Source organism: Flavobacterium frigidarium DSM 17623 (assembly GCF_000425505.1).
GTDB lineage: Bacteria > Bacteroidota > Bacteroidia > Flavobacteriales > Flavobacteriaceae > Flavobacterium > Flavobacterium frigidarium.
The window spans coordinates 285,761-298,694 of the sequence record NZ_AUDO01000004.1 but is presented as its reverse complement, the minus strand read 5'-3'; the positions used below and the strand labels follow the sequence as shown (position 1 = coordinate 298,694).

Sequence of the window (12,934 nt, the reverse complement as noted above, 5' to 3'; positions counted from 1 at the left end):
TAAACTTTTTTTTTGGAAACTTTAGACGTGAAACAATTTTAAACAAAAAAATCATGGGTGTATTACGATTACAATTGCCTACTGATCCTAGATGGGTCAACATAGTTGAAAAAAATATTGAGGAGATTTTAACGGATCATGCGTGGTGCGAGCAAAAAGCAGCTACCAACGCGATTACCATCATTACTCAAAATTCAGAACACCAAGATTTAGTCAAAGATTTATTGGCTTTAGCCAAAGAAGAAATTGAGCATTTTGAAATGGTTCATAATATTATTATCAAGCGCGGCATGCAATTGGGTCGTGAGCGCAAAGACGAATATGTAAATGAATTGTATTTATATATGAAGAAAAGTAATAATGGCAGTAGGGTGTCAAGTCTTGTGGAACGATTATTATTTTCGGCCATGATTGAGGCAAGAAGTTGTGAGCGATTTAAAATTTTATCTGAAAACATTAAAGATGAGGAGCTTGCTGTTTTTTATAGAGAATTGATGGAAAGTGAGGCGGGACATTACACCACTTTTATTACTTATGCACGTAAATATGGTACGGGAATTGATGTGGAGAAGCGCTGGAGAGAATGGATCGATTTTGAAGCTTCTGTAATTGCTAATTATGGAAAAGGAGAGACGATTCATGGTTAAATCAAATTATTTTATTTTTTTTAAGTTAAAATGAATTAAAATATGATGTTTTAATTTGGTTTATAATCAGATATTTACATAAAATGCAAGAATAGTTTAGAAGTATTTTGCATTTAAGTTTAAAAATCTTGTCTCTATTGCTATTTTTGGCATATATTTATACCAATTTTGTTTAATAAATACACTTAAAATTAGATGAGACTCTATATTAAATATGATGGAATTGTAGCTTGTAGAGTTATATTACAAGAGCAGTTAGAAAGATTAGACATTAGTTACAAATTATTAGAGCTAGGGGAAATTGAAATCTCAAATTCTGTTACAAAGGAGAATCTAGCACAGCTTCAAGAGGCGTTAAACAAATATGCTATATTTGTTGTTAGTAATGAAAAAAGCCAATTGATTCAAAAAATTAAAGACGCAATTGTGGAGATGGTTTATGAAAAAGATAAATTACCATCTGTTACGATTTCACAATATCTATCTGATAAACTAAATTTTAGTTACGGATACATTACCAATATTTTCTCAGAGTACACTTACACGTCTATTGAGAACTTCATTATTATTCAAAAAATAGAAAGGGCAAAAAAATTAATCATTGAGGATGAATTGACTTTGACTGAGGTTTCTTATAAATTAAACTACAGCAGTGTAGCGTATTTATCCAGTCAATTTAAAAAAGTAACAGGTTTAACGCCATCTGCTTTTAAGAGAATTGTCGATAAAAGGAGAAACTTATCAAATTAACAAAACAAGCAAAAATACCTACAAACAAACAAAATATAAAGTTATGATTACACACAAGGATTCGATCCATATTTTGATTGCTGATGATGATGAAGATGATCGCGCTTTCTTTAGTGATGCAATGATGGAGCTTAAAATGAATAATAAATTAACATTATTTAATGACGGTAAGGACCTAATGGAATATTTGGCCAATCCTGATATAGTAATGCCACACATACTTTTTCTAGATTTAAATATGCCTTATAAATCAGGTTTTGAATGTTTGAAAGAGATTCGTGCTGACTCTCGATTTAAAGAGGTGTCAATAGCTATTTATTCTACATCGTCATCAGAAAAAGATATTGAAGAGACCTTTATTGAAGGAGCCAATATTTATATTAAAAAGCCTAATGACTTTACTAAACTTAAGAAAGTCATCAAGGAAGTTTTAAACATTAACTGGCAATTTCATTCTTCAGGATTAAATAAAGAAACTTTTTTCTTTAGCATTTAAATTTTCTGGAATGAATTTTAGAAGTTTATATAGAAACTCTCAAATTTTCAAAATAGCTTTAGGAATAGCAATTTTGGTAGTTGGATACATTGCATCTGTTTTTTACAAACAGATGCAAAGTTTAGAGTCTTCAGTGAATGTAATTACTAATGCTACCGAAACTCAGCTAGAATTAGAACGCGTCCTTTCGATTATTAGTATTTATGAAACTAATTTAAGGAGCTACGTTATCACCAAAGATAAATCGTATTTGGAACATCGTTTTTTGCGTAAGGGTGAAATCGAAATGAATTTCATTCGAATAAAAAAACTAGTTGCTAACAATCCCGCCAGAAGTAAAGATGTTGATCAACTAAAAAGAATGATTGATTATCGCTTCGCTTTATTCAAAGAAACATTATTACTCGCAGAGAGTAAAAACCCCGGCAAAGAGCAGCTTATCGCAAAGTTAAAGGAGAGTAGTGACTTTACTGAATCCATGAAAACTTTTGTGTATAAAACAATCAACGCAGAAGGGGATAAAATTAAAATACACAACGATAATCACCAATTTGAGCTTCAAGATTCAATAATAAGCGCTTTTTTACTAGTCATTCTTTCATTGTTGATTTTATTGTTGTCTTTCAACAAGATGAATGTCGATATTAAAGAATTGAAAAAAGCTAATGATGATTTACAATTTTTAAATCACTCTTTTAATAATGCCGAAAAAATTGCTGGTTTTGGACATTGGAAAATTGATTTAGAAACCAAGCTCTACACATTTTCTGATAATTTCCTGAGGCTATTAGGGGTTGATCCTAATAAATTTGAACCTACGATTGAGAATTTTTCTAAACATATTCATCCTGACGATGTAGATTTTGTAATTAAATCTCACAAAGAGTCACTGGAAACCTTAGAACCAACTTCGATGATGTTCCGTTATATCTTGCCTGATGGTGATATTCGCTACATTAGATCTGTAGGCAGTTTTACGCGTAACAGTAAGGGAGATATGATTAAAACTGGTGTGAACTACGATGTTAGTGATCAGTACAAAAAAACCTTAGAATTAGAAGAAAATAACAAAGAGTTAAAGAGCATAAATGAGGAGTTAGAATCTTTTAATAATATAGTGAGTCACGATTTACAAGAACCACTTCATAAGATCCAAATGTTTATTTCTAGGATTGAGGCTAAGGAAATTGATTTAATATCTGATCAAGGGAAAGTTTACTTTTCGAAAATTAAACTTTCAGCCAATAAAATGCAAACATTGCTAATTGATTTGGTTAATTATTCTCGCACCATTAAAGGCGATAAAGTATTTAAAGAAACCAATTTAAACGAAATTATAACTCAAATTTTAGATGATTTAGCAATAAACATTGAAGATAAAAAAGCGGTAATTTCTGCAGCTATATTACCTACTATTAAGGTGATTCCATTTCAAATGGAACAATTGTTTATTAATTTAATTTCGAATTCACTAAAGTACAGTAAAGATGATGTTAATCCGATAATTTCAATTTTTGAAGAAGAAATTTTTGAAAACGAAATCTATGAAAGTAAGATAATATCAAACGAGGAATATTGCAAAATTGTCATTGTTGATAATGGTATTGGTTTCAAGCAAGAGTACTCAAGTAAAATATTCAATTTGTTTTACCGCTTAGAGAAGGATTCAAAGTATTCAGGTACGGGATTAGGATTAGCGATATGTAAGAGGATTGTTGAAAATCACGACGGTTTTATTCAAGTAAGTTCGGTACCTGGAGAAGGAGCGGAGTTTGCCATTTTTATTCCTCGCAATATATAGAAAGTATCATTTTAAGGTGCTTCTACAATTAAAAATAATACGCAGTTAAATAGTAGTATACAATTATGATAACTATCCGCGAAGCATTAGATAGCGAACTACATTTAGTTCAAGAAATAGCCTTTAAAACTTGGCCTGGTACGTATGGCGAAATACTAGGCGAGGAACAATTAAAGTTTATGCTAGATTCTTTTTATTCGAAAGAAACCTTGTTAGAAAACAAAGAGCTCAAAGGACATGTGTTCACGCTTTTATTTGAGGATGAAAAATGCGTTGGCTTTGCTTCCTATGAACATGATTTTAAAAAAATGAATAATTCGCATATTCACAAAATTTACTTATTGCCCGAAACTCAGGGCAAAGGATTAGGAAAAATGCTACTGCAGTCAGTTGAGCAAGCCGCAGAGGCTTTTGACGCGAGCACTTTGTCATTGAATGTTAATAGATTCAATAAGGCGCAAAAGTTCTACACTAAGTTAGGATTTGAGACCATTGAGGAAATTGATATCGAAATTGGACATGGATATTTGATGCAAGATTACATTATGGAGAAAAAACTGAAGCTATAAAAGCAGCTGCTAAATTCAAAAAAAAGGGCTGAGTGATATTCACTCAGCCTTTTTTTATTTAATCCTGTCCCGTCCTGAAATAGCGATACACAAAAAGTATCCTAATGGAAAAGCATGAAGAAACACGCTATGTTAAGCGAACTCAAAAAGATTACTCAATGTCTTTTAAATTACAAATTGTTCAAGAAATTGAACGAGGAGAACTTACAGTTACGGAATCCACAAAGACTTATGGTATTCAAAATAGATCAACTGTTGTTAAATGGCTCCGAAAATTCGGTAACTTTGATTGGGAAAATCAAACACCATTTACTATGTCAAAGTCGCCAGAACAAAAGATCATGGAGCTTGAAGCCAAGGTAAAACTTCTAGAGAAGCAGAAGTCCTTTTTGGAAAGACAAGCCTTTGTTGCAGATAAAAAAGCAATCATTTTTGATATGATGATTGATATCGCAGAAGAAGAATATAAAATTGACATACGAAAAAACTCTCCACCCGAACAATCGACCATTTTAAACACAAAGAACAGCAAACAATAATGTTCGCCTGTAATTTGTTCGGGATAGACAGACAGGTTTATTATCGAAGAATTAAAAGAAAAAGCAACAAGGAAGCTAAAGCAATTGAAGTCGTGTCAATGATTAATCAAGTTAGGAAAACAATGCCCAGGCTTGGTGGTAAGAAATCATATCACATACTAATGAATGATCTTAAGCCGATGAAAGTTGGAAGAGATAAATTATTTGATATACTCAGGGCTAATCATTTATTGATACAGCCAAAACGTAGTTATCATGTAACCACTAATTCTCATCATCGATTTAGAAAACATCAAAATCAAATTCTTGACTTAGAAATATACAGGCCTGATCAAGTGTGGGTTTCAGACATAACATATATCGGAAAACGAGAAAAACCGTGTTATTTGAGCATTGTTACGGATGCATATTCTAAGAAAATCATGGGGTATTATGTTGCTGACAATATGAATACAGAAAGCAGTGTTAAGGCTCTTAATATGGCTATAAAACAGAGAAAGAACAACGAAATACCATTGATTCATCATTCAGACAGAGGATTGCAATATTGTGCTAATGATTATCAAAACACGCTAAATAAAAACGGAATATTGCCAAGTATGACGCAAAACTCTGACCCATATGAGAATGCTGTAGCTGAAAGAATAAACGGAATATTAAAACAGGAATTCATGATTGATAAGTACAACCTAGATTTAAAAAACATGAAACAGATTGTTAAAGAATCAGTCACTATATACAATGAATTAAGACCTCACTATTCTAACTATATGCTGACTCCAAACAAAATGCATTTACAAAGTCAAATTAAAATGAGGACATATAAAACAAAAAACACTTGCAAAAATGTTTCTGCAAGTGTTTAATTAAATATTTTTGTCTAATAATCTGTATCGGTTATTCAGGACGAGACATCCCGAAATCTTTTATAATGTTGGCAATTCCCTCTTGATAGGTAGTCACTTTAAAATCAGGAAATCGTTCCTTAAATTTGGCTGAAACAAAAATATTATCAATCTCATATCGAGGCAATAATTCGGTTGTTTCTTTCATGTTTTTGTCTACAAGAGCTGCAGCTTTAAGCACTAAGCTACTTAAAACTTTGTATTTAATTTTACGTCCTAAATTTGAAGAAATCTCTTCAAAAAACTTCTCATATGTCAAGCGGTCATCATCACAAGGTAAGTGCCAAGTTTGTCCATAAGCATCTGCGGTGTTCCCTATAAGTGCCATGGCTTTACTAGCGTCTGGAGTATAGATTAAGGTGCGCAATTTATCGTCTCTTAAAAAAACTTTAGGCTCCTTTTTATCTCTTAGACTTTCAAAAACCATCATATTTGTCAGTCCTTTTGTTTTTCCAGGGCCATAAAATTCAGGAGCTCGACATATTACCGCTTCAATTTCTTTGTTATCAATTGCTTTTAAGAGAACTTCTGCGGCTAATTTTTTTCCTCTTCCTTTTTTTCCTTCAGATTGCATTGGAGTAGATTCCACTTGAATGCTTACATCTTGAGGATAAGCATATGTATTGTCAAAATAAACAAGTTTACAATCATTGATTTTGCAAGCCTCAATTACGTTTTCAAGGACTATCTTCCAGTCTCTAAGCCAGATTTCCGAGTCATAAGGCAAACCAACTGTTAAGTATGCTATACTGGTATTTTCTAATGCTTCTATAACGCTTTGTCCATTCATTAAGTCAGCTGAAAAAACAATATCATCAGGGTGAACTTTCGTTGGGTTTCGGCCAACTAACTTTATATCTTGGGTGTAATTCTTGCGTAATTCTCTAGCTAATTCTTCGCCTATAATTCCGTTTGCTCCTAATATCGTTTGCATGTTGTATTGATTTTATAGATAAATTAATTGTAGGCTAAGTTACGAAGCAAATTATTGATTCGATTGTGTTATTGTAGTTTTAAGTTTTAGTTTTTGCATCTAACAGTCGTTTGGATAGAGAAAAAAACTAAAGGATATATTTGAATTAGCATAATTTTAAAATGTAAATTTACAGAGAAAAATTAATCAAGATATTATGAAAAAAATAAACCAATTTTTAGTTGCATTTATTGCTATAATTACGATCGCAACCACTAGTTGTGCTCAAAAAAACCAAGATGAAAAAGAGGTTAGCAAAATAGTAGATCAGATTGAAAGTGCCATGGGAGGCAGAAAAGCATATGATGCGATACAGACTTTAGAGTGGAATTTTGTAGGTCGCAAATTGTATTGGAATAAGTGGACTGGAGATTTAAGAGTCGAAAATCCAAAAGATAATCAAGTGGTTTTAGTCAATATCAATACGATGAAAGGACAAGCATTTGAAAATGGTATACTAATAACAGATACAGGTAAATCAACAGCATTATTGCAGCGTGCAAAAGAATGGTGGATTAATGATTCTTATTGGCTAGTGATGCCTTGGAAATTAAATGATAATGGTGTAAATCTAAGTTATGTTAAAGAAGATAAGTTAGCAGATGGGAAAGATGCAATAGTATTACAAATGACTTTTGATGGAGTGGGAGTGACACCACAAAATAAATATTGGGTTTATGTAGAAAAAGATACCAAGCTAATTAAGCAATGGGCCTTTTACAAGAATTTTAATGATGAGAATCCTGCGTTTTTGAAACCTTGGAGCGATTATAAAGAAGTTGCCAAGGTGCTATTTTCTTACGATCGAATGAATGAAAAAGTTGGACCAACTAATGTCGTTGCAAATAAAGATTACGGTACAGATATATTCCAAAAGCTATAAAACTTAAATAATAGAGCCTTCATAAGAACTGCAATTCTTTGAAGGCTTTTTTTATGAACAGTTAGCTATAAAAATGATATTCTCTTTTAAATAAAAAAAAAACACCAGCCAAGAAGCTGATGCCTTTTTCATCAAAAAAAATTAGGGTATTCTTTTTGTATTATTTTGATGTACTTTTTATACCAGCCACTATTGAAGTTTTTTTAAAGAATTTAATTTATTTTAGTTGCAAAAGTAAATTTCATTCTATGTTATTCAAATACTTTCTAATAGATACTATTTATTTTGCAGTTGTTAATAATGATGATAGAAGTTAGCTGGACTTAACAGTTTGATTTAAAAACACATAAACAAAAAAAGGGATCCAGCTAACTATAATGTAGCTGAATCCCTTTTTATACTGTATATTTTTTAAAGTTTTTTAACGTACTGTGTAATAATTACAATTGTTTGTCCGTCTACTTTTCCTTCAATGTACTCTGCATTTTCATGATCTAATCTAATGTTTCTAACGGCAGTACCTTGTTTAGCTACCATGCTTGAACCTTTTACTTTCAAATCTTTGATTAACACCACGCTGTCTCCTACTTCAAGGATAACGCCGTTACTATCACGGTGTATAACTTTACTTTCGTCTTCCTCGCCCTCACCAGTCGCTTGTGCCCACGCTAAGGTGTCCTCGTCAAAATACATTTGGTCAATTAATTCTTGAGGCCATCCAGCTGAACGTAAACGGCTCAACATACGCCAAGATACCACTTGAACCGCTGTATGCTCACTCCACATACTGTCATTTAAACATCTCCAGTGATTTAAATCCTCTGTACCAGGATTTTCAATTTGGTCAAAGCAAGTAGAGCAGGTCATAACCGCTTCATCAATACCACCTTTTTGTGTAGGAGGTACTTGATATACTTTTAGATTTTCTGTGTTACCACAAAGCTCACATTTAGATCCACTACGTTTATTTAATTCTCTTTCTATACTCATCTTTTGTTATTTGTTTTTTGCGAAAATAACATTTAATAGTTCGCAACACTAATTTTATATATTTCTAAAAGTTTGCTCATTACTTACCCAAAATAATTAACGACCTCTATTTCAAGCGAACGGCCTTCGGAACTAGTTTTTGATACTCTCCACCGTTTCTTAAGACATCTCTAACAATGCTTGAGCTAATATAGGACGTCCTAGCGGCGGTTAATAGAAAGACTGTTTCTATTTTTGATAAATACCTGTTAGTATGTGCAATTGCTTTTTCGAATTCAAAATCGGCAGGGTTACGCAATCCACGTAAAATGAAATCAGCACCCAATTTTTTACACAGATCAATTGTTAGACCTTCATAAGAAATCACCGTCACTGACGGTTCGTTTTTAAAGGTCTCCTCGATAAATCGTTTTCTATCTTCGAGTGAAAACATGTATTTTTTTTCAGCGTTTATACCTATCGCGATTACTATTTCGTCAAAAAGCGGAATAGCCCTCTTGATAATATCTTCGTGTCCTAATGTAATAGGATCGAATGATCCTGGGAATATAGCTTTTTTCATAGTTTGTTGCTGGATTTCAAATTTAGGTAATTCGGATTGATTTTATTGATTCGACCCATTCATCTCTGTCACAGTGCTCACACACCGCGGTTCCGGCTGTTTTAATTTCTGTAAATCCGCAAAATGTACACGAGAAATACCCGTCTTTAGGGATGTTTTTATTTTTTTTATCGAATAAATGAGGCAAGATTGGCAAACCATATTTCACTTCGTCATCGGCATAAAAAAAAGTACTTATTTCGCCACTTGTTTCGATATAGGCATTTTCTATTTGTCCTAAATGTTCAATAGATTTTAATCGTAATTCAGAAAAAAATTCATCTTGTGCCAGACTTTCTTTTTTAAAATTTTTGATCGAAAAGCGTCCTTCATTTATAAAGCAGGCTGTTTTGCCTTCGATAAAAGTTTCAAATTTTTTACTTTTTGCGGCCATCCAAGTGATCAGTCGGTACATTAAAATGATTACCACAAAAACAGTTATTGCTGGTAAAATACCCACATTGTCATATAACATGGGATCTCCTGCTGCAGAACCTAAAGCGATTATTATAACAGTTTCAAAGACAGATAATTGTTTGACACCTCGCTTACCTGCAATCTTTAACGTGAGTAAAAGAACAATAAACATCACGATGGAACGAAAAATCACTTCTACCAAAAAAATTTCGGGTAGATCGTTCCATAGTACGCGACTCCATTCAAAAATGTCTTTCATGATATTGGTATTACTTTAAAGCCAGTTGAATCGCATTGTCAAACAAATCAGTAAGCGTTATTCCTGCTGCTTCAGCTTGTTGAGGAATCAAACTTTCTGGTGTTAATCCAGGAATAGTATTCATTTCTAACATGAAAGGTTCGTTATCTACAATTATAAATTCTGTTCTTGAAAATCCTTTCATTTTTAGTAATTCATAAGCGCGCTTTGCTATATCACCGACTTTTTTAGTCATTTCTGGCGAAATTCTTGCTGGAGTGATTTCTTGCGATTTACCTTGATACTTAGCTTCATAATCAAAGAAGTCGTTCTCAGAAACAATTTCGGTTATTGGTAGTACGACTATTTCACCACGATAGTTAATCACTCCTACAGTAACTTCGGTTCCATCTAAGAAACTTTCTATGATAATCTCGTTATCTTCTTGGTAGGCTACTTCGATAGCTATAGGCAATTCTGCAGCCGTCTTTACCTTTGAAATTCCGAAACTAGATCCTGCTTTATTTGGTTTTACAAAACAAGGTAATCCAAGTTTTGCTACAATTTCGTCACTATTAATTTCGTCACCTTTATTTAAGTAGTACGATGTCGCGCTTTTAATCCCGTATGGTTTTAAAACAGATAAAAAATCTCTTTTATTGAATGTTAATGCTGCTTGATAATAATCACAAGAAGTTTGCGGAATTTCAAGTAATTCAAAATAAGCTTGCATCAATCCATCTTCTCCAGGAGTGCCATGAATGGCATTGAACACACAGTCAAAGATGATTTTTTGTCCCGCTATAGTAATAGAAAAGTCATTTCTATCGATAGGAAATTCGTTCTTATCATCATCGACACATACCCACTTTTCCTTAAAAATATGAATGCAGTAACAGTTGTATTTTGTTTTATCCAGAAATTTATAAACGACGTTTCCAGAGATTAATGATATCTTATATTCACTAGAATAGCCGCCCATTATTATGGCAATATTTTTCATTTTTTGTAGTTTAATTTCTTTAATAGCGCTTTTATCATTGTCGCATAAAGAGTCATGTTATGTGATTGTATCGTTTTTTTAGCCCCGATAGAAGCGGCATCCCACACATTTTTGTGTGGATACAGCGGATAGCGGGATTAGCTCCTAATAATGAACAAAGAAAAACTAAATACCATTAAACAAAATTATCATTTTTTTTGGAACGAAATAGGTTTATCTTTGCCACAAATAAAAATAAATTTATGAGTTTACGTAACTATCTTATTAGCCGTGTATTTCTTTTACAAGTGTTTCTTGCTGCAGCAATTATTGCTGTGTTAGGCTATTTGTTCATGCACTGGCTAACTTTTACTACAAATCATGGTAACGAAATTGTTGTTCCTAATTTGAGTAAACTTACAGAGGAGCAAGTTGAAGAGAAATTAGATGGTCTTGATTTGTCTTATATATTATTAGACAGTTTAGATTATCGTAATGATTATCCTAAATATAGTGTGATTCAGCAAGATCCATTACCTGGGGCTAAAGTAAAAGAAGGTCGTAAAGTATATATCAAGATCAATTCTTCAGGATTTTCATCAGTTAAGATTCCGGATTTAATCGAAAAAACATACCGTGAAGCTGTTCCTACATTAAAAGCATTAGGCTTAGAAGAAGGGACAATTACTTATATTCCTAATTTAGGAAGAGACATGGTTCTTGACATGCGTTATAAAGGAAGAAGTATCAGACCAGGAGATAGAGTTTTAAAATCGTCTAAAATTGATTTGGTTTTAGGAGACGGAAAAGCGAGTTACGAAGAAGATGTAAGAACGGATTCTGTACCAGAATCAATTGATGAAATGCCAGATGAACAATAATATAGAGTCAGACGACTTAGAACAAGAATTATACGAACATTTTAAATTTGAAGTTACTAAAGGGACAACACCTTTAAGAATTGATAAATATTTGATGGGGTTAATACAAAATGCGACACGTAATAAATTACAGATTGCAGCGACAGAAGGAAATATTCTTGTAAATAATTTACCAGTAAAATCAAACTATAAAGTAAAAGCGCTGGATGTGGTTCGAGTGATGTTAACGCATCCTCCTTATGAAAACCATATTATTCCAGAAGATATTCCTTTGAATATTGTTTATGAAGATGATGTACTGCTTTTGATTAATAAAGAACCAGGGATGGTTGTACATCCAGGTCACGGAAATTATACAGGAACTCTTGTTCACGCTTTGGCACATCACTTTGAGAATTTGCCAATGAATAGTAGTGAACGTCCCGGTTTAGTACATCGTATTGATAAAGACACTTCAGGATTATTAGTGATTGCTAAGACTGAAGCGGCAATGACACATCTAGCGAAACAATTTGAGGCCAAAACTTCAGAAAGAGAATATGTTGCTTTAGTATGGGGAAATGTAGCTGATGATAGTGGAACAATCGAAGGAAATCTAGCTCGTCATTTAAAAGATCGTATGCAAATGGCGGTTTTTGCTGATCCAGAAATAGGGAAACCGGCTATAACACATTATAAAGTTTTAGAGCGCTTTGGGTATGTTACTTTGATTTCTTGCCAACTAGAAACAGGTAGAACACACCAAATTAGAGCGCACTTAAAACATATTGGGCATCCTTTATTTAATGACGAGCGTTACGGTGGTCATTTAATATTAAAAGGGACTACCTTCACAAAGTACAAGCAGTTTATAGATAATTGCTTCAAGATTTTACCAAGGCAAGCTTTACATGCTAAAACATTAGGTTTTGTTCATCCTTCAACTGGTGAAATGAAACGTTTTGACACAGAGCTACCTCAAGATCTACAAGATTGTATCGAAAAATGGAGAGGATATTCTAAATCACATTTAACTGATGATGAGGCGTAATTGCCAATGGAATATGAGAACTATAAAATTATAAGTCAATTATTATATGCTAAATATGATAATGTAAAAACCCCTATTTTTCTGGTAAATAGGGGTTTTTTGGTTGCATTTAATAGCTTTTGGTTAGGCTAATTGTAGTGCAATATTATCTTACTGTGTGCGTCTGGTTTCCTTTGGAATGGCATATATTCAAGCTTTATTTAAATTATTGTTACAGCAGTTTGATTAGATA

At 32.8% G+C, this 12,934-nt stretch carries 15 protein-coding genes; 10 read left to right on the top strand and 5 right to left on the bottom strand.

The annotated features are described in order from the left end of the window. Window positions 1-53 precede the first annotated feature (53 nt). From miaE to H603_RS0103580, 7 genes are all read left to right on the top strand, one after another. On the top strand, window positions 54-647 hold the full coding sequence (gene miaE / locus H603_RS0103610) for a tRNA-(ms[2]io[6]A)-hydroxylase (RefSeq protein ID WP_026707296.1): 594 nt from the start codon (window positions 54-56) through the stop codon (window positions 645-647). Window positions 648-842: 195 nt separating this feature from the next. Further along, window positions 843-1,397: a helix-turn-helix domain-containing protein gene (locus H603_RS0103605; protein ID WP_026707295.1), complete on the top strand. Its 555-nt coding sequence runs from the start codon at window positions 843-845 to the stop codon at window positions 1,395-1,397. A 43-nt stretch (window positions 1,398-1,440) separates the two neighbouring features. Continuing rightward, complete coding sequence (locus H603_RS0103600) at window positions 1,441-1,893, top strand: response regulator (RefSeq protein ID WP_035675357.1); 453 nt, start codon at window positions 1,441-1,443, stop codon at window positions 1,891-1,893. Between the two features lie 10 nt (window positions 1,894-1,903). Further along, window positions 1,904-3,694, top strand: a complete 1,791-nt coding sequence (locus H603_RS17055) for an ATP-binding protein (protein WP_051219140.1) — start codon at window positions 1,904-1,906, stop codon at window positions 3,692-3,694. A gap of 65 nt (window positions 3,695-3,759) precedes the next feature. Continuing rightward, a complete protein-coding gene (locus H603_RS0103590) occupies window positions 3,760-4,263 on the top strand; it encodes a GNAT family N-acetyltransferase (RefSeq protein ID WP_026707293.1) in 504 nt (167 codons plus the stop codon). Between the two features lie 104 nt (window positions 4,264-4,367). Beyond that, window positions 4,368-4,802, top strand: a complete 435-nt coding sequence (locus tag H603_RS17595) for a transposase (RefSeq protein ID WP_026707292.1) — start codon at window positions 4,368-4,370, stop codon at window positions 4,800-4,802. After that, window positions 4,802-5,668, top strand: a complete 867-nt coding sequence (locus H603_RS0103580) for an IS3 family transposase (protein WP_035675275.1) — start codon at window positions 4,802-4,804, stop codon at window positions 5,666-5,668. The genes H603_RS17595 and H603_RS0103580 overlap by 1 nt, the downstream gene beginning before the upstream one ends. A gap of 31 nt (window positions 5,669-5,699) precedes the next feature. Here H603_RS0103580 and H603_RS0103575 read toward each other — a convergent pair whose 3' ends face one another. Beyond that, window positions 5,700-6,641 carry an NAD-dependent epimerase/dehydratase family protein gene (locus tag H603_RS0103575; RefSeq protein WP_026707290.1) on the bottom strand — a complete coding sequence of 314 codons (942 nt, stop codon included), beginning with the start codon at window positions 6,639-6,641 and terminating at the stop codon, window positions 5,700-5,702. Between the two features lie 196 nt (window positions 6,642-6,837). Here H603_RS0103575 and H603_RS0103570 point away from each other — a divergent pair, with 196 nt between their 5' ends. Further along, complete coding sequence (locus H603_RS0103570; RefSeq protein WP_026707289.1) at window positions 6,838-7,563, top strand: DUF6503 family protein; 726 nt, start codon at window positions 6,838-6,840, stop codon at window positions 7,561-7,563. 411 nt (window positions 7,564-7,974) lie between these two features. Here H603_RS0103570 and H603_RS0103560 read toward each other — a convergent pair whose 3' ends face one another. The 4 genes from H603_RS0103560 to H603_RS0103545 form a co-directional block, all read right to left on the bottom strand. Beyond that, window positions 7,975-8,553: a PhnA domain-containing protein gene (locus H603_RS0103560; RefSeq protein ID WP_026707287.1), complete on the bottom strand. Its 579-nt coding sequence runs from the start codon at window positions 8,551-8,553 to the stop codon at window positions 7,975-7,977. A 106-nt stretch (window positions 8,554-8,659) separates the two neighbouring features. Beyond that, a complete protein-coding gene (coaD, locus tag H603_RS0103555) occupies window positions 8,660-9,115 on the bottom strand; it encodes a pantetheine-phosphate adenylyltransferase (RefSeq protein WP_026707286.1) in 456 nt (151 codons plus the stop codon). Between the two features lie 22 nt (window positions 9,116-9,137). Then, window positions 9,138-9,830, bottom strand: coding sequence for a DUF421 domain-containing protein (locus H603_RS0103550; RefSeq protein ID WP_026707285.1), 693 nt, complete (start codon window positions 9,828-9,830; stop codon window positions 9,138-9,140). A 10-nt stretch (window positions 9,831-9,840) separates the two neighbouring features. Beyond that, a complete protein-coding gene (locus H603_RS0103545) occupies window positions 9,841-10,812 on the bottom strand; it encodes a D-alanine--D-alanine ligase (RefSeq protein ID WP_026707284.1) in 972 nt (323 codons plus the stop codon). A gap of 242 nt (window positions 10,813-11,054) precedes the next feature. Here H603_RS0103545 and H603_RS0103535 point away from each other — a divergent pair, with 242 nt between their 5' ends. Further along, window positions 11,055-11,672 carry a PASTA domain-containing protein gene (locus tag H603_RS0103535; RefSeq protein ID WP_026707283.1) on the top strand — a complete coding sequence of 206 codons (618 nt, stop codon included), beginning with the start codon at window positions 11,055-11,057 and terminating at the stop codon, window positions 11,670-11,672. Continuing rightward, window positions 11,662-12,702, top strand: a complete 1,041-nt coding sequence (locus H603_RS0103530; protein ID WP_026707282.1) for an RluA family pseudouridine synthase — start codon at window positions 11,662-11,664, stop codon at window positions 12,700-12,702. The genes H603_RS0103535 and H603_RS0103530 overlap by 11 nt, the downstream gene beginning before the upstream one ends. Window positions 12,703-12,934 lie beyond the last annotated feature (232 nt).